This window comes from Bacteroides sp. OF03-11BH, from assembly GCF_003604005.1.
Classification (GTDB): domain Bacteria; phylum Bacteroidota; class Bacteroidia; order Bacteroidales; family Bacteroidaceae; genus Bacteroides; species Bacteroides ovatus.
On record NZ_QTMW01000029.1, the window covers coordinates 22,134 to 41,945 of the forward strand.

Sequence of the window (19,812 nt, forward strand, 5' to 3'; positions counted from 1 at the left end):
TTCATCATACTCCGGTATGTCCGAAACCACCGGCTCCCCGTTCTGTTTCATCCAGCACCTCCACTTCCTGCCATACAGGCTGTTCGTGCTTTGCTATCACCATCTGCGCGATACGTTCGCCATCTTCAATAACAAAAGCCTCGGACGAGAGATTAACCAAAATGACACAAACTTCTCCACGATAATCCGCATCAATCGTACCCGGAGAATTAAGTACCGTGATACCTTTCTTTATCGCCAGCCCGCTACGTGGACGAACTTGCGCCTCAAATCCCTTCGGCAGAGCGATATACAATCCTGTCGGCACCAGACAACGTTGCAACGGTTCCAGTGTGATAGGTTCAGAAAGATTAGCACGGATATCCATTCCTGCGGACAATTCGGTGGCATAAGCCGGAAGCGGATGCTTCGATTTATTGATAACTTGAATATTCATAAATGCATGTTTACTATTTAACGGGCGAAAATACACATTTTGAACTGAAAAATAGTTAAGTTTGCAGTTAAATAATGTACCTGCAACCAAATTGCGAATGGTAAACAACTAAATCCTAAATAAAAAGATAAGTCAAGCATCTTTAAGTTCAAATGATAAACGGAACTTCCAATCACAACGTTGCCGCCTTTAGCTACAACCGAAAGTTTCTGTTTTGTAGTCCAAAGCGGCAACCATAATTTAGTTATAATCAAAAGAATATTTACATCTTAGAAAAAGAAAGTTTATATACGATCAATCTGCCCTAAAACGTTCAGTCTGCACATCACGAGAGTTTGCTCCTACCATGACATCAAATTCTCCCGGTTCATAAACGTATTGTAATCCTGAATTATAAAATCTCAAATCGTCTTCCGTGATAACAAACTTAACTTCACGACTCTCTCCTTTTTTCAAGAAGATACGTTCAAAGCCTTTCAGCTCTTTCACTGGACGAGATATTTCAGCGTAAATATCATGCAGATACATTTGTACGATCTCATATCCGTCAAAATCTCCGTCATTGGTTACAGTCACAGACACTGTCAACTCCCCATTTCTGGACAGTACATCCGAACTAAGTTGTAAATTCCCATAAGAGAAATTTGTATAACTCAAACCGTACCCAAAAGGATAAAGAGGTTCGTTACTCATATCCAGATAGTTACTGGAGTAACGGTTAAAAGAATGACTGTCAGGATCGGGACGACCTGTATTCAAATGATTATAGTACAGAGGAAGCTGTCCCACTGAACGGGGAAAAGTCGTAGTCAGCTTGCCGCCCGGAGTCACTTTACCGAACAATACATCAGCAATAGCATCGCCTGTTTCACTTCCACCGAACCAGACATTCAAGATAGAATGAACATTGGCATCCTCCCAGTTCAGAACTAACGGACGCCCTGTAAAAAGAAGCAACACTACGGGTTTACCCGTCTTCACCAGCGCCTTCAACAAATCCTGTTGAGCATCAGGAATCCCTAGTTCCGTACGTGAAGCCGATTCACCACTCATTTCAGCACATTCTCCCAAAGCCGCAACAATCACATCTGCACGGGCAGCCGTATGCAAAGCTTCATCCAACAATTGCAGTTCATTGCCGCGTTCTAACGGACGGATACCAGCTCCTCCTTTTTCAAGTTCCGCATCATGATATATATTACTACCTCTCGCATACAGTATTTCAGCCTTATCACCTGCTGCCGAACGAATTCCCTCCAATAATGTCCCGTGACAGGAAGGAGTACACGTCATACTCCACATCCCACACATATTATTACGGGCATCAGCCATAGGACCAATTAAAGCAATCTTACCTTTCCGTTCGAGCGGAAGCAGATGATCCTCATTCTTCAACAGAACAAATGTTTCAGCTGCGATTTCACGCGCCACCGCGCGATGAGCAGTCGTATAAAGTTCTTTTTCCACACGCAGGGTATCACAGTATTTATACGGGTCAGAGAACAAGCCCAATTTATATTTTGCTTCCAATACACGGCGACAAGCGGCATTAATCTGTTCTTCCGTAACTTTCCCTTCTTTCAGAGATTCTTCCAATGTATTCAGAAAACCGCAAGAAACCATATCCATATCCGTACCCGCCTGTAAAGCACGTACAGAAGCCTCTTTCAAAGGAGCAACCCCATGTGAGGACATTTCGGCGATAGAATTATAATCCGTCACTAACAACCCACAAAAGCCCCATTCATTCCGGAGCAAATCGGTCAGTAACCATTTATTAGCCGTAGCCGGAATGCCGTCCACCAAATTGAAAGAACTCATCACACTACCCACACCTGCCTCAACAGCTGCCTTGTATGGGGCAAGATATTCATTATACATACGTTGGCGACTCATATCAACCACATTATAGTCCTTCCCTGATTCGGATGCGCCATATAATGCAAAGTGTTTTACACAGGAAAGAATTTCGTTTTTTCCCTGCATATTATTTCCCTGATAACCGCGTACATAGGCTTTTGCTAACAGGGAACCCAAATAAGGGTCTTCACCACTACCTTCTGCAATACGCCCCCAACGACTGTCACGACAAATGTCAACCATCGGGCTGAATGTCCAGCAAATACCATCCGCACTGGCTTCTACAGCAGAAATGCGTGCCATACGTTCAACAGCTAGTGTGTCCCAGCTACAAGAAAGCGCTAAAGGAATCGGGAAAATGGTTTCATAACCGTGGATAACATCAGCTCCTACCAGCAAAGGAATTCCCAAACGGGTAGAATCAATGGCTATACGCTGCAAATCAACAATTTTTCTTATTCCTTTCACATTAAAAAATCCTCCAATCTCCTGGTTACGAACCATTTTCGTAAGTTCGGCACTATTTACATTACCAGTAACCAAATCACCCCCGGAAGGAAGATTCAATTGGCCCAACTTCTCGTGCAGTGTCATCTTTCCCATCAGATTGGCAATATATCGATCCATCTCTTTATCTCCTTCTTCAGCCGACAATGAACAGGAAGACAATAACAACCCATATAGAACGCCTAATAACAAGTATTGATATTTCATGTTTATTACTTATTATATAATCACTTCATTATTTAGATACTTACATTAATGAGATAAAATCTTAATATCCGAATCACTTAACCCATAATCAACAAGCGTATATTTTTTGCCTTTATACGGAGTCGGCATAAACCGCCCGGAACCTAATGTATCGTAAATGATTGGATTGAAAGAAGCATTCCTTTTTGCCCTGAACAGCAACACACAGAACTGACCGGAAACAGCATATCCAAATTCAATATCCTCTACTCCTTCTCCCAGCACTTCATAACCTTGCAAGAGAGGTTCAACGCCTTTAAACATAAAATTAAGTTTTACAGTCAAATTATCGGCTAAATCTATCTCAAGGGTATTCCGCATTGGAGAAGAAATGACAGCCCCTAATACATTCCAATTCATATCATAATTAGCTAAAGTTGTCCATATTATCCCGTCAGAACTTACCCCTCTAAGCTTCTGCATCAAAGTCGTTTCGTAAGGATACAAACGCTGTGAATTAGCAACTACACAATTCAGGAAAGAAAACTTATCCGCAATATCCCATCCCACCAAATCAACAGGACAATCTAGAATCTTAAAATTATCATTTAATACAGTAAAAGTAGAATTGGACAACTTCACTTTCAAATTGGGGTTATTCCCTTCTGCCTGAATAAAGCTGGTTCCAAAATTATTCAAATATGAAAAAGAAATCTGTTGGTCCAGCATCAAATCCGGACTATAACCCTCATTCACGACGATTCCTCTATCAATCGTATCATAATAGACTTGATTGAAAACAAAAAATCCGCCACTAGCTATACGTATTCCGACTGTTGAACGGTAATTCTTACCATCCTCAAGATGGGTCCCTCCGGTAGTATCCCAAGAAAGAATATGTACATTGTTCAATATATGACCGGCAGATTTCGTAACTAAAGCTTCTTTTGTACAATAAATAAAAGTGTCAGATATCTTACAATCACAACAAGATTCATCTATATAGATACCGTATACATTATCATTCGAAGAGATGCCTTGAATTGTTACATTATCTATCTTTGTATCCGAGCTACCCGTTCCACCAGTTCCAATACCTTCAGGAACGTGTATGCGGATATGTGTATTACGTCCTCGCACCAGACTCATCGTACGTATCTGCACCAACTGCTTCCTTCCGTTTACTAGAATTCCATTATCTGCATTATAACAGTCTAGTATTCCTCCTTCGATATAAGAGAATCGCCGATGTGAAACATCGGTAAAATAGGTTTCTGAATAACCTACTTTAATCAATGCTTCCAAATGGACATCACTTTTAACCGTTGCATTCTTATCAAAAATAAGGTTTACATTTTTGGTATATTCCAATGGCAGAACGATAGGCTCCGTCAAGTTATAAGTTCCGGCAGGAAAATAAAGCGTTTTCCCATAAGACTGACCGACCAAATTATTAAGTTGAGAACCAATCAGTGTTCCATCATTCTTAATATCATAATCAATGACTGATACAATATCTTCATTATGCCCTTCCTTGACTTCAACAACAGCCTCCGGTAATGAATCATCATCGTTACATCCCCAGATTGGCATAAAAGATAATAAGCCTAAAAATAAAAAGTTAAGTTTCTTCATTTTTCTTGTTTTTTTAAGTTTAACGTAAAGTTTGAAATGAAGAGGCCGGTAATCCTGCACCGTTAATTAAGTTACATGTAGGATTATCTCCCCATCCATAGCGAACAGTCAAAGGATGTTTTACCATTTCCGATGATACAATGATTTCATTTCCACAGATTTCAGCTTCCGCCCAATGATATTTTCCGTCTATCCCTGCTATGGCAAACCCTGTCAATTTTTTCCCATCAGACGTTTTTAATCCTCCGTCTGCACACTCAAAAGAGAGAATAACCCTGTCTCCTTTCACACGGTAAGTCTGATAAACCGGACCACTACAAACAATCCGCTCACCATAGGTATCGGCACGTGCTAATAAGGCAAGTCTACGCCCTACTTCCTGTTTGTTTTTGGGATGAATATCATTCATATCGCCGATGTCTATGGTAACGGCCATACCCACATTGTCATAATACAAAGCTGTCTGGCGCTGCGCTTCTCGTAATTCAGCCCACTGTGAGTCTCCCGGTTCATCTGCTCTCTCTAAATAATTAGCCAATTGCACAAGGTAGAAAGGAAAATCATTCCCCCATTCCTCACGCCAGCTCTGAATAAGTAATGGAAGCAATATCCTATATTGTGTAGCACGCCCTACATTATTCTCTCCCTGATACCAAATAACCCCACGAAATTTGTAAGGTGCCAATGGATGAATCATCCCATTATAAAGCACAGTTTGCACATTCGGATTCATCTCAAACACTGGGTCAATATGAGATTGAGCGGCAACTTTACACTTCCATTCACCAGATATAAGAATCCAGTCTCCGACATCTTTGCTTAACTTCATTTCACCTCCGATGCCACACCCTCCTCCAGTATCCACGATACGAACAGTAATTACAGCTTTGCCCGCTTTTACTAAATTACCCGGTATTTCATAAGTACGGGAACGAGTATATCCTTTCGTGCTCCCTATCTCGATTCCGTTAAAATAAGTAATATCCTCGTCATCCACATACCCCATGTGTAAACTCAACGTTTTTCCCTCCCATTGTTCTGGAATATCCACCGTCTTTCGCCCCCAAACAATACCATCAAAATCAGGAAAAGTCTTTTCGATATTTCCGGGGAAAGAATGAGATATCCATCCTTCATCATTATAAGAAAGAGTATTCCAAAAAGGCTTTCCATTTCTCATTCCTTTATCTAACGACAAAATCTTTGCCTGCCTTTGTTCTTCCTCCGCCTGTAAATCACAATCCTTGTTTCCCAACCTTCGGATAAGCTTCAATTGCTCAACAAAATCGGGAACTTCGCCCAATGCTTGAGCACTTATCCACGACTCTATATTAGTACCGCCCCAATGAGCACAGATAAGTCCTACCGGTACCTGCTGCGTGCGTGCTATTTCCCTACCGAAAAAATAGGCTGTTGCTGAAAACTCCCGGATAGTAACCGATGAACACACTTGCCATCCTCCTCCGACAGCAGTAAACTCCTGCGACGGACTTAGACTAATAGTATTACTCACAGTCATCAAACGTATATCCGGGTAATTGGCCTGTGCCACCTCTTGTTGATAGTTTTTCACTTTGCCCCATCCTTCTACTGGCATTTGCATATTCGACTGACCGGAACAAAGCCATACTTCACCAATCATTACATTCTCCAATCTTACTTTTTCTCCATCCGTTATTTCTAAATGATAAGGTCCCCCGGCTTTTGGGGTTTTGATGTTTACTTTCCAATTACCCGTCCTGTCAGCTATATTCTCATATTTCTCCCCACTCCATGAAGGAATCACTATAACTCGCATTTCTGGAGATGCTTTTCCCCAAACAGGTACTTCAGCCTCTTGCTGAAGTACCATATTATCGGAAAATAAAGGAGACAACTTAACTTTGGCACAAGCGGTCAGTGACGCAAATAATCCCGACATTAATATAATCCATTTATACATATCACTCCGACTTACAAATTATTACCATTCGATTGCTTGATCTTCATCCGGAATCTGAATATTAATTTTACGTTCCATATTCACAGTCCCTTCAACCGTATAACTTATAGGAGTGCCCGGGACAGAAGTGACATCATCAAACTCATATTTGAAATTCTCAATAGTAATCGTTTTATGTTTTAGATATGGCAACGAAACGTCCATTTTTTCCGTCACTTTCCATGTCGGATTTTTTATCAGTTTGAAATGAATGTCCGGATCGGGAGCAAAAAGAGTAACTGTCCCGTCGGCATTGAGCGTGAAAATAATCTTGTACTTTCTGCGTTCCAATTCCTCTTCGTTTATCAAGCCTGCATAGAAGAATATGGAATGCTCGTCTACCACAAATGCAGTACGTTCATTAGTAGTCATTTTATTACCGGCATTCTTAAAGCCTACTTGCATAGTTGTGGTAGAATAGGTACCTGAGTAATCATTGAAAGGAATCACACGCAATAATGCTTTCTTGTAGTTCTTCCTTGGATGAGGCTCATAACTGCCGGTCGGACTTTCTGCAATTGTGAGCGGCAATACCCATTTGTCGACCAAATCAATTCCACTCAGTTTAAAATTGATGTCCAAAATCCCCATGCAATCGCCTGCTGGAATCATTACTTTCATGTCATCCAACTCATAATAACCGGAGGTAAGCTCTCTGTAATACAAATCCTTTCTATTATGAAAATACTCCCAGTTGATACTTTTCAAGGTGTCTGAATCTATCGCTACCTGTACCTCCGTATCACTCCCGGCCATTGTAGAGCCACTCATAATGAGAGGTAACTGATAGGTTACCATACCATTCGACTTGTATTTTACATAAATATCAGTCACTCCTTTTGCATAATTCATCGGCGCCTTAAATGAAACATAGCGTTCATATTGTTCGTCAGTCCATTCTTCATTACAAGCTGTGCAAAACAATACCATCAAAACAGCAAGTAACGGATAATATATTCTTTCTTTCATATTCATTTTATTATATAAGGTTAATCATAGTAAGTCCATCCGGGGTTTTGAGTCAGCCGCTTATTGCGCTGTAACTGTCCGTGACTAAAGGGCCAGAAATAGCTTTTTTCTACAAAGCGGACAGGCAACGACATAATTGCCACCGGCGTATGAAACAAATCGCGGCGAGCTTCATCCATCAGCATATTGCATCCGTAAATCAATGTTTCTTCCTCCTGAGGAGCATCTTTCCAACGTCTTAAATCGTAATAGCGGTGATTCTCGCCCATAAACTCTATCTGACGTTCGCGCTTGAGTTTCTTCCGGAACATTTCTTTATTCTGATACTCGGAAGAGGTATAATCAGGCACACCTGCACGAATACGAACCGGCTGGATACCTTTTTTCAGTTCATTCACATCACGTCTTAATGTGTACATTGCCGAGCCATCCCAGGATGGGATGTCATAACTTCCATCCAGTTCATTTAATGCTTCGGCATAAATCAATAGGATTTCCGCATAGCGAATAGCAGTCTCTGTTTTTTGCCTGTAATAAAAACTGTTTTGGTATTTAGCATCATAAGGGTTCACATATTTTTTGATACCGATACCTGTAAATATACGATTGCCGCCATTGTATCCTTCGGAAGTCCCACGATAAAACCAGACTTGCTGGTTAGGACTGGCAGCTCCATCCTTTCCATTCAATGAAGACATATTCCACACACTGCCATTGAAAGCGACTGATGCATAGAAACGGGGTTCACGATTGGCATATTGTAAAGAAACTCCGGCGCGCAAAGGTTTGTAGCGACCGGCATCTACATCTTCACTGGTCACATAACCGCTTAATCGGGCACTTCCATCTCCCCGCCCTATCTCTTTATCTTTACCTGGACAATCAGTACCGTCGGCCATGTAGTAGGAGTCACATTGTTTCTGTGTCATTCCATGCATACTCCATCCTCCGGCCACCGTCGGCAACTGATGCAATACCATGTTTGCAATGCCATCCGGTGAGGTAGTTCCTTCTCCAGTATGATCGACCGTTATGTTATCCACACGTGAAAAAATAAGTTCCGGATTTGCATAAGCAGAGAGTTCGCCATTAAAAACAGAACGATATGACTCAAAAGGATCAATGTCGGCATATCCGTCCGGCCAACTTTTTTTGGAGAAGTTATTATCATCAAACGGCTCGATGGTCTCCGGATAATCGTCCGTACCGCCACCTCTTATACGATTCTTGACGTACAATTGATAGCGATGACCATTATTATTTCCCGGTAACTCCATCACATCTCTTGCAGCAGCAGCTGCCCTTGCCCATTTCGATTCATCGTATTCGGCAGAAAGCAAACGATTTCCTTCGTCATCTACCATTTGTTGTGCATAAGAATCGGTATTGCCATTCATCAACGGGCTGGCGGCATATAAAAGGACTTTGGCACGGGTGGCTAAAGCAGCTCCACGGGTAGGACGCGCTATATTGTTGGCTCCTCGCTCCAAAGGAAGATCCTTGGCTGCCAACACCATCTCGGATGTGATATATTCCACGCATTCGTCATACGTATTACGCGGACGGGCTAATGCATCATAATCCTGTGTATAATCTTCTCCGGCATCCGGAATCAAAGGAATGGGACCATACTTACGCAAAAGCAACCAGTAATAGTAAGCTCGCACAAAGCGTGCCTGTGCTGCATAATCAAGCCTTTCTTCCTCTGTCAGCTGCGTATTCATGTGGATATACTTCAAAAAAACACATGCTTTATTGATACCCAAATAGCAATTAGTATAAGTCTCTTGCATCCAATCCTCATTATACTCCACATTTCGGAAATAAGAATAATAACCACCTGCTATATGCTTATTCCCCAAATCATTCCAATCTGCCCAATAAATATCATCGGCAAAATTAGTCGGCACACTCTCTTTTCCACCAATATCCTGATTTTGGTTTCTGAGATATGAATAAGTGTTGGAAAGCCACGAATCCATATAATCCCTGTTCGTAAACACTTTCTCAATCGTCAGGCGGTCCTTGAAATTATGTTCCACCTCCAAATAATCGCTACACGATGCCAGATAGCAGACCATAAATAGTATAGCACCAGTATTATATAACCATTTCATACTTTTCATTTTTTATAAGTTTACATTTAATCCCACTGTGATAGATTTAGATAACGGATAAGCTGCTCCATTCGAACTGTTCATCTCCGGATCCCACATCTTGAACTTTGACCAAGTAAGCAAATTGGTACCAATTAAATAAATGCGTACATTATTGAAATGCATCTTGTTGACGAGAGGCTTAGGCAAGGTATAGCCTATTTCCAAAGTCTTCAAACGCACATAAGAGCCATCACGCAACCAGAAAGAGGATTCTTGATAGTTGTTGTTACTTCCGCCATAACTTAACCGGGGATATTCTGCCCGCACATTTTCTGTGGATTCAGTGCCCGATTCATCTCTTGAAATCCAACGGCCGGCTACGACGTCTTTTAATATATTGCCTTTGCTACCGTTGACGAAAGGACGGACACCGCTTCCATTGATAAAGAAAGAAGACTTACCTGCTCCTTGAAAATGCAGATTAACATCTAGCCCTTTCCACTGAGCGGAAATACCCATACCATAAATCAAATTGGGGACGGTAGTCGCTCCAATGGCTACCCTATCCATATCAGAAATAATTCCATCACCATTGACATCCTTATACTTGATGTCACCCGGTTGGTAGGCACCGAAAGTTTGCTGCGGACTATTACGAATGTCTGTATAATCCTTGAACAATCCCAACGCTATAAGACCTTTCGCCTGATTCACACGGTATCCCTGTTCCATTAAATAAGGATAAACATTGTTCTGTTCATCTTTATCTTTCACTTCATTTTTCGATAGAGTCATGTTTCCCCGCATGGTGAGTTGGACACTCCCAACCTGCTGCTTATATGCAAGGTTTCCATCCACTCCTTTTGAGAGAACTTTCCCCACATTAGCTTGCGGAAGTGTCATCCCATTTTCTACACCTGCTGTGGCAGGAAGATATCTACGGTACATGAAGATGCCCTTACGGTCTTCATGGAAGTAGTCTATTGTCAAGGTGAATTTATCGTCAAACAAACTCATATCTAATCCGATGTCATGCTTGGTGGCGATTTCCCATGTCACACCGTCATTAGCATAAGACGTATAACGTAATCCCTGAAAAAGAGTGGTTCCATACTTTTCATAACCATAATCCGCCCAGTTATATCCTCCGAAGGCAGAATAATAACCGGCATTGTCTCCCCAAATATTGGGAGCACCCCCATAACCGATTGTATATAAATAAGGAAAACGTATCAGTGTAGTACCATTAGCTTCATACATTTTATCGTTACCGACCTTACCCCAAGAATAACGTACTTTAAACATATTTACCCACTTCAGGTTCTTCTTGACAAAGGGTTCTTCTGCTATATTCCATGCCACAGAATAGGCCGGGAAGAAACCAAATTGATGACCCGCAGCAAAATTCTCAGAACCGGTATATCCGAAATTGAAATTCAGAAAATAGCGATAATTCCAATTATAGGCAATTCTTCCAGCCAACCCTTGATGGCGCATAGGGAGCGAATTCTTGATATCATTACCAATCTCCTGGGTTTTCACCTTTGAATCCTGTGTATATTTCAATGTTCCGCTAAGAATATGGGATTTAAAATTCCGGTTATACTGGAGTTCGGCTTCAAAGTACTCTTTTCGTTCACCCGTATTGCCGGAAGTCTGGGTCATTTCTTGTTCTGCCCGCTTTCGCATAAAATTGATAGTACCATCATCTTTTCTAAAGCGATCCGCACTCCATAAAGCCGGACATTTATAACGCTTGATAAAATTATAGTTATCTGTGTCAAAACCAAAACGCCCTATAAAATTCAATCCTTTCGTAATGAAATCTAATTTTTGATTCAAAGTAATATTAGTCTGAATATTATTCCACCACTGTTCATTATACCCACATTGAGTGGAAGCTACCCATGGGTTAATATCGCCGTCCGAATTGGTAGGAGTATATCCATTGGAGTACATAATGGGCATGCTAGTAGGAGTTTGATTTAAAATGCTATTCCAGATCTCATGTGAAGTCATACCCGATTCATTCATTTTTTTTAGCGAACCACCGATACCCACTTGCAACAAAGTAGTACGTGTTACATCAATATCCGCATTCATACGGTAGTTCCAACGCTTATTGTTACTATTGGTGTTATAGTCCTCATTCAGTGATTTGTCTACTTTATACATACCACCTTCGTCAAGATAACTGCCCGAAACGAAATAACGTGCATTCTGTCCACCGCCACTCAAATTCAATGTTGCCCGATAACTCATAGCTCCATTTTTTAACAAGGTGTCCATCCAGTCCACATTCGGTAATAAATCGGGGTCTAGTCCTTGTGTGAGAATTTTTAGTTCATTTCCACTATAAATAGGTTCGAGATTACGGGTTCTGCGCGCCTCATTAGCCAGATTAGCATAAGTAATACCGTCTACAAAATCAGGAGTAAATGTACGTGTATTGTAAATTGTCTCCACTTTCGCATCAACAGTTATTTTATTGATCTTACCACGACGGGTAGTAATCAAGACTACACCATTAGCACCACGCGATCCATAAATAGCCGTTTCCGAAGCATCTTTCAATACGGTGAAGGATTCGATATCTTCATAATTCAATTCATTCATATCACGTTCAAAACCATCGACCAGCACTAATGCACTTGACCCCGCTCCAAACGTAGAGATACCACGAATCCAAAATTCAGAAACATTTTTTCCCGGCTGCCCGCTAGTCTGACGTGCTATTATACCTGCAACATTCCCTGCCAAAGAGTTGGAAATACTACCTGTAGGAGAGGTTCTTAATTGTTCTACATTGATAGTAGACACGGCTCCGGTCACCGTTAGTTTCTTCTGTGCACCTGTAGCAGTAATCACTACTTCATCCAATGCCGTTTCGGTTTTTTCTTTCATTACTACGTTCACTGTGCGCTCTTCTCTCACAAGGATCTCTTGTGTCTCATAACCAATGTAAGAGAAAATTAAACGATTATATGGTTGCATTTTAATGCTGAATTTACCATTTATGTTCGTGATAGAACCCAACCCCGGTACGTCTTTAACGGACACATTAGCCCCGATGAGCGGTTCTTGATTTTCATCCGTAACCACTCCAGTCACAACAATCTGCCTATGGGTGGACTGCTGAGCCGAAATTCCTGCCGCAAAACAACATAGAGCGGCTATTATAACTAAGAATTGTTGTTTCATGTTTTTCATACTATTTTTTATTCCACAATAATCTGACGGATACGGCGATTATACTCATCACCAATATAAAATATCTTATTCACTTCATCAAAGGCAATACTGTGCGGTCCGTTGAAACGGGCTTCCTGAAGCAAATCGCCGTCAACGTATCCGAAATGGCTATTATCCATTGCCACGCTTCCACGCCCTGCGTATCGGATGGCCTCGGCATTAGGAGTGACCTTCCATATCAGATCTCCAGGGTGGTTACCCCACAATTCTCCATCTGCCACATAAAAGTCATAGATATCGTCTTTATGCTGCTCTATGTATTTCTCATTTTTCACAAAAGTGCCCTGCCACATCACCCCCATACGGACATTCGTTCCTATACCTTCATTGTATCCCTGATTCCAATTTCCAACATAGATACTCGGCAGTTCCAGCCAGTTTGTCGTCTTGTTAAACTGGCATTTGAAGATAGTTCCTTCACGCGGACGCATGACATAGGCAAAGTCACCGGAAGGATGAAAGTAAACATACATCCATACCCAGCTTCCACCCACAGAAAACATTGTTTCCACTTCTTTTGTTGCCATATTATAGCGTTTGATAGTGGCATCCGATTCCTGAGCAAAATAGATGTCACCCGTCTGTGGATGAATAGTTGCCGAAATAACCCATTTATAACCGGAAAAAAGCGGATGAGCTTTCTTAAATTCTTCGCTACGCAAAAGCATAGTGACAACAATCGGAGAATCACCCTCGGAATAATTACTCACAAATAGAGTATCACCAGTCAGACTCCAGCATAAAGAACGCGGATCTTGAATATTCAACTGCCCCACCGTTGCCACTGTAGTCAGTTCTTGTACCTCCATGTCGATCAAACGAATACTACTTTTATTCTCAATCATATAAATATGATTCGGGTTCTTAGGATCAATGCTCAGCCATGTAGGCGAATTCAAACCACAATCACTGAATGGGCCATCCTTCACTTCATATCGCCCAGTCTCATCCACATAGCCACATAACGTAGTAACCTGCGTATTGGCTATATAAGTAAATCTGTCAGGAGCTATAGCAGCTTGATCACCAATAGAAATTTCTATAGTCCCTTTACCGGCATTGCGAGGTACCATACAATATATGCACTCATTGTTACAGTTTACGACTCTAGTCTCCACGCCTCCCAACTTCAAGTTAATCAAGGAAGGATCATTACCGAAGTTTTTTCCATAAATAAGTAACTGTGTTCTTGGAGTGACTTCCCTGGGCTCGAAGCCCACAATTTCAATAGGCAAACTGTTATCAAAAGCTTGCTCCTTTCTCTTTTCATCGTCTTTACAACCGATGAAACAACCAAGCAAAGCAAGTAAACAAAATGCCTTAACAACATTCATTCTTTTTCCTGTCCTGTTCATCATAATAATAAATTTAGTTAATAATAAGATTTAATAGTCAATGGGCCCAAAGATTTATTAATTGCAAATATAGAAAGGAGGGTATTAATTATAGGCTAATTCCTAACTAACAAACAATAAAAACTAATCAAACAGCTCCAGAATTAAATAATTTGTGCTTTCTTTGCAAGTATCTTAGCAAAGAAAGCACTATGAAATTTCAAAATTGCTTATTTTTAATATTGCTTATCGTTTGTCTATCATGCCAAAGCAAAAAGACTGATAAACAAACAGGCATTGACTCTACACTTTTCTACACAAATCCTGTCATAGGTGGAGGATCCGAGCCATGGGCCATCTTTCATGAAGGAAAATATTACTATACTCAAAGTTTAGCAGACTGTATCATATTATGGGAAACTGATGATATTACACAACTGGCAGAAGCAGCAAAAAAAAACGTATATTCGCCCCAAAATGGCTCGGGTATATCTCATCTTTGGGGACCAGAGATACACTATATGGACAATAAATGGTATATCTATTGCGCTGCTGATGATGGTAATATAGACAATCGTCAGATATATGTGCTAGAAAATGAATCTCCCGATCCCATGAAAGGAGAGTTTGTCATGAAAGGAAGAATATCGACCGATAAAAATAATAACTTGGCTATTCATGCTAATCCTTTCGAGCATAATGGCAAACGTTATCTAATCTGGTGCGGATGGGAAACCAGAAGAATTTATCAAGAAACCCAATGTATCTATATCGCTGAAATGAAAAATCCATGGACACTAGCCTCAGACCGTATATTAATATCCAAACCTGAATACGAATGGGAATGTCAATGGATCAGTGTAGATGGCAATAAAACCGGTTATCCTATTCATGTGAATGAAGCTCCACAATTTTTCCGTTCCAAAAACAAAGACAAATTATTAATATATTACTCTGCAAGCGGTAACTGGACACCTTATTATTGTGTAGGGTTATTAACAGCTGATGCTAACAGCGATCTTCTCAACCCGAATTCATGGAAGAAATCTCTGGAACCTGTATTCAAACAAGCACCAGAGAATCATGTGTATGGCCCCGGTAGCCTGTGTTTCATACCTTCACCCGACAAGAAAGAATGGTATATACTTTACCACGCTCGAAACGCCCTTCGTGACATGTTCGTTTTGGACGGTCGGACAACACGCATACAAAAGATAGAATGGGATGAAAATGGAATTCCCATTTTAGGAATCCCCCAAAAGGAAAGCACCCTGCTTCAAAAGCCGTCTGGCACCCCCACGAGTGATAGGAACTAGCTGTTATCCTTTATAATCTTTCGGTAATACCCCAAACTTTTCTTTAAAACACTTTGCAAAATACGAAGAAGTAGTAAACCCTAACTGTTCGGCAACTTCAGCTATTCGTATACCACTCATGATTAGTTCAGTCGACTTATTCAACCGAAAGTTCTTTATATAATCATGAGGCGGCATACCAGACAGAGCCTTTATCTTCCGGGAAAAATTAGAACGACTCATATTCATCTGCTCTGCTAACAAATCTATCGAGCAACTCTCATCAGCAAGCAGTTCCGACAAAATCGTATTTACCCTCTCTATAAATTCTACATCTTTTTGTGAAAGAGCAAAATCCGCCAATGAAGAAGCCGGACTTCCAGAAAGATTAATCATCAACTTATGGAAGGCCAGTCGCAGTTTTAATAAGTTTTCGATTTGTTTATGGAGCTGCTTAATAGAGAATGGTTTCTCAATATATGCATCAGCACCATTTTCAAAACCTTCCGCTTTTGAGTCTAACGTTGTCTTCGCTGTCAACAAGATAACGGGAATATGAGAGTAAACTAGATCTGATTTTATATAGTTGCATAATTCAAGACCATTCATTTCGGGCATCATAATATCACTTACAATGACATCAATACTCTCACGTGAAAGTATTTCCAGTGCTTCTTTTCCATTGCAGGCAGAAAAAACTTTAAACCAATCACTTAGAGATTCTCTGGTCAAATTTAATAACTCGACATTATCTTCCACCAACAAAACAATGAATCTCTTATTTCCAAACTCCGAATCCGGCATTTTTTTTCCTTCCACATCTATCATCTGCATTTCAGCAAATTCATTCGGAATACTTTCCGTTACTACTGTTTCCAACGGCAAAGACAATATAAATGAGGAACCACCTTCCATCCTATTTTCTAATGATAAAGTTCCATGATGAGCTTCTGCCAAAGATTTGGCAAATGCCAAACCAATCCCTGTACCTGTAGACGTTGCCACCGGATCATCCGGCAATTGATAGAAAGCCTGAAATATCTTATTTTGCTGACCTTCAGGGACTCCGGGGCCATCATCACTCACTATTATATTTACCCTATCGCCCAATAATATTAGCCGCATCTCGACTTGAGATTTTGCATATTTAATAGCATTTCCTACCAAGTTTACCAAAATTTTACTAACTTTCTCCGAATCAATCATCACACTAATTTCTTCAGGAGGTAAACTAAGACAGATTGTTAACCCTTGCAAATCTACAGAACCATTGAACTGATTGAATATATCACTCATCAACGCATTAATACTACACTCCTTCATGCTAAGTTGCAATGCTCCACTCTCCATCTTCTGAAAATCAAGTAACTGATTCGTTATTCCCAACAGATAATTTACATTCTTATCCATCACCGAAAGGTATTTTTCTTTTCTTTCTTCTTTTTCCTCTTCCCTCAACTTTTCCAGAGGGAGCCGAATCAGACTAAGAGGAGTACGTATTTCATGTACCAGATTGATAAAAAAATTGATTTTCGATTTATACATCTCTTTTTCCTTGGCAACCTGATAATCCTCCATACGACGTTTATATTTACGCTTGACATAGAGATTCCAACGCCAACCAATATAGCAAGCTGTACACAGAAATAATAGTATATACATAAAATAAGCGACACTAGTCCGCCACCAGGGCGGAGTTATCACAATCCATAAGGAAGCCGCTTTCTCATTCCAGTGATGGTCATTGTTAGAGCCACAAACTAAAAACTCATATTCCCCAGCTGGAAGATTGGTGTATGAGGCCGTATTATTAGATGAATGTATCCACTCCTTATCAATACCTTTCAACATATAAGTATAACGATTTCTGTGTGGATCTTCATAACTAAGTGCTACAAAACGTACTGTAAAACTATTATTTGTATAGGGTAATTGGATCTTATCCGCTTTATAGAAGGGCTTATCTAAACGAAGCAGCCGTTTCACTTCTTGTTCATCTGTCAAATAAGGGAAACTAATATCAGTAACATAAACAGGGGGAAGATAGGTATTATCCGTAAACTGCCCCGGTTCAAATACATTGAAACCATTGATTCCTCCAAAATAGAACTTCCCTGTGGACGATCTCAATGAAGACTGTGCGGTAAACTGATTACCTTGCAAACCATCATTTACGGTAAATAAATGAAAGTTCTTTTGAGACACGGGATTAATGCGGCATAATCCGGCATTACAGGAAATCCAAAAATCACCGGTCCGATCCTGTTCTATAGAGAAAATTACCTTATTAGGCAACAATGTATTTTCCGGGTCGAAGTCAATGAAAGTCTCCGTATCTTTGGAGAATGAGCATAATCCTCCTCCATTGGTTCCAAACCACATTGTTCCTTTCATATCTTCAAACAATGTAATCACAGAATTACTGGTAATAGTTGTTGTATCTTCACGTATATGTTCAAAATGTTCCCAACGATCGTTCACTGTATTATAACGAAAGACACCACTATTTGAGGTCGCAACCCAAAGACTATTGTACATATCCTCATAAATATCAGTTACAGAAGCCATAGAGCCGACATGAATGATTGTCACAAAATTATCCAATTGCGAATTGTAACGACATAACCCCCAACTTGTTCCAACAAAAACATCTCCTTTTCGGTCTTTAAAGAGACTCAAGACATCATTACTACAAATTGTATAGGGAATATCGCGAGAATGGACATAACTCTTTACTGCTCCAGTTTTCAGGTTTAGCACATGCAACCCTTCCGCATAGGTTCCTATCCAAAGGCGGTCGCCATCTAGCAGCAAGCTACGAATGTCATATCTCGCATCCACATTCTTTAAAGTATACTCCGAAAGTGAATGAATTTGTGTATTGAAAAAACATAACCCGTACCGGGTTCCCACCCAGATATTTCCATTCTGGTCTTCACAAAGAGGGCCGATCTCCCTGCCAAGCTCTAATGTACCTGATAATGAGATAAGGGAATAGTAATCAAAACGCTTCAATTGCTTAGTCATGTAACTCACTCCGCCGGAGTTAGTCATCACCCAAAGTGTACCTTCGGCATCCCACATCATTGCATTAACAGTTGGATCGCCCAATGCCCGCAAGCCAAAGGGAGAATCGCCTCTACGAAATGTTTTAAGGTCGCGATTGAACAGATACAGTCCATTATCCGTACCAACTAACAATTCTTTTTCGTTATAATCCATCAAACAGAGAATAGCACCGAAATTCTGTGCAGACGCATCATAAATTTTCAAATCCGGGCTTCCTTCCTGATAACAACCTAATAAATTAGTACCCACGCCAAACCATATTTCATTCTTAATACTATAGAGACAATTGATTCTCTGACTGCCTATGTTTGAATCTGACAGAACCGGATAATTTTGCAGAAAGGTTCCCTTCTCATCAAAACAAAATAGTCCTTCCTGCATTGAAGAAACATAAATACGGGAATCTGCACTCTGACAGATATCCCAAACAAAAGAAGTATGAATACTATTCTGTGTCAGCACACCTGTCACTGGTTCATAAATAAACACACCTTGCCCCAACGTAGCAATCCAAATCAAACCGCTTTGAGTTTTTATGATTTTCTTCACCTCACTACTGACAAATACGCCATACCGTGTTGTTTCATTAAAATAAGAAAAGCGGTCAGTAGAACGGTCATAGATATAAAGTCCCGAATTTGTTCCTACCCAGATATTTTCCCCTTCTTCCAAAAGGGAACTGACGAAATTATTACCCAAAGAATATTTATTATTCAAAGCATTCCGATACACCCTGTTGCCACAACCATCATAACAATTCAGTCCATCACTTGTGCCAATCCACAAAAAGCCATAGCTATCTTGAATCGAACACCAAGTCGTATTGTGCGAAAGTCCGTCTTCCACCTGATACCTTTTAAAAGAGAAATCAGTAGAAGCGAATATGGCTTCAAAATTGAAAACGATTATACAGATAAAGGCTGTAACCTGTTTTTTCATATAAATAAGAAGTAAAAAGATTAATCCAGATCAAGTCTACCGCCGATTCAGTCAAAACCCCGAATCTATTTTATCTTTAACGACAAATATCTCGGACAGCAGATTTAACAAGCGAAAATACACATTTTGAACTGAAAAATAGTTAAGTTTGCAGTTAAATAATAAATAATGTGCTAATAAGGCAAGGTGCTAATGTACCAACTGTCAATTGACACATTCATCAATCATCAAATCGCAAATCGTTAAATCG

The 19,812-nt window shown here is 40.4% G+C and carries 10 protein-coding genes; 1 reads left to right on the top strand and 9 read right to left on the bottom strand.

All coding sequences use genetic code 11. The features are described from left to right. Nucleotides 1-4 precede the first annotated feature (4 nt). From dut to DXA54_RS18805, 8 genes are all read right to left on the bottom strand, one after another. Nucleotides 5-436, bottom strand: a complete 432-nt coding sequence (gene dut / locus DXA54_RS18770; protein ID WP_004309527.1) for a dUTP diphosphatase — start codon at nucleotides 434-436, stop codon at nucleotides 5-7. A 294-nt stretch (nucleotides 437-730) separates the two neighbouring features. Next, nucleotides 731-3,010, bottom strand: coding sequence for a beta-glucosidase BglX (gene bglX, locus DXA54_RS18775; protein WP_004309526.1), 2,280 nt, complete (start codon nucleotides 3,008-3,010; stop codon nucleotides 731-733). 45 nt (nucleotides 3,011-3,055) lie between these two features. After that, nucleotides 3,056-4,624: a hypothetical protein gene (locus DXA54_RS18780; RefSeq protein ID WP_032845068.1), complete on the bottom strand. Its 1,569-nt coding sequence runs from the start codon at nucleotides 4,622-4,624 to the stop codon at nucleotides 3,056-3,058. 19 nt (nucleotides 4,625-4,643) lie between these two features. After that, the gene (locus DXA54_RS18785) at nucleotides 4,644-6,545 is read right to left on the bottom strand and encodes a sialate O-acetylesterase (RefSeq protein ID WP_080706918.1); all 1,902 of its coding nucleotides are present in this window, start codon (nucleotides 6,543-6,545) and stop codon (nucleotides 4,644-4,646) included. Nucleotides 6,546-6,587: 42 nt separating this feature from the next. After that, entirely contained in the window at nucleotides 6,588-7,574 is a 987-nt protein-coding gene (locus tag DXA54_RS18790) for a DUF4973 domain-containing protein (protein ID WP_070782556.1), read from the bottom strand. Between the two features lie 20 nt (nucleotides 7,575-7,594). After that, nucleotides 7,595-9,691, bottom strand: coding sequence for a RagB/SusD family nutrient uptake outer membrane protein (locus tag DXA54_RS18795; RefSeq protein ID WP_120080375.1), 2,097 nt, complete (start codon nucleotides 9,689-9,691; stop codon nucleotides 7,595-7,597). A 12-nt stretch (nucleotides 9,692-9,703) separates the two neighbouring features. Further along, complete coding sequence (locus DXA54_RS18800) at nucleotides 9,704-12,883, bottom strand: SusC/RagA family TonB-linked outer membrane protein (protein WP_120080365.1); 3,180 nt, start codon at nucleotides 12,881-12,883, stop codon at nucleotides 9,704-9,706. Nucleotides 12,884-12,891: 8 nt separating this feature from the next. Continuing rightward, complete coding sequence (locus tag DXA54_RS18805) at nucleotides 12,892-14,283, bottom strand: IPT/TIG domain-containing protein (protein WP_032845065.1); 1,392 nt, start codon at nucleotides 14,281-14,283, stop codon at nucleotides 12,892-12,894. A gap of 188 nt (nucleotides 14,284-14,471) precedes the next feature. On the opposite strand from DXA54_RS18805, the gene DXA54_RS18810 reads away from it, so the two are divergent. After that, nucleotides 14,472-15,575 carry a family 43 glycosylhydrolase gene (locus tag DXA54_RS18810; RefSeq protein WP_008776043.1) on the top strand — a complete coding sequence of 368 codons (1,104 nt, stop codon included), beginning with the start codon at nucleotides 14,472-14,474 and terminating at the stop codon, nucleotides 15,573-15,575. A gap of 3 nt (nucleotides 15,576-15,578) precedes the next feature. Here DXA54_RS18810 and DXA54_RS18815 read toward each other — a convergent pair whose 3' ends face one another. Further along, nucleotides 15,579-19,562: a hybrid sensor histidine kinase/response regulator transcription factor gene (locus DXA54_RS18815; protein ID WP_120080367.1), complete on the bottom strand. Its 3,984-nt coding sequence runs from the start codon at nucleotides 19,560-19,562 to the stop codon at nucleotides 15,579-15,581. Nucleotides 19,563-19,812: the final 250 nt, after the last annotated feature.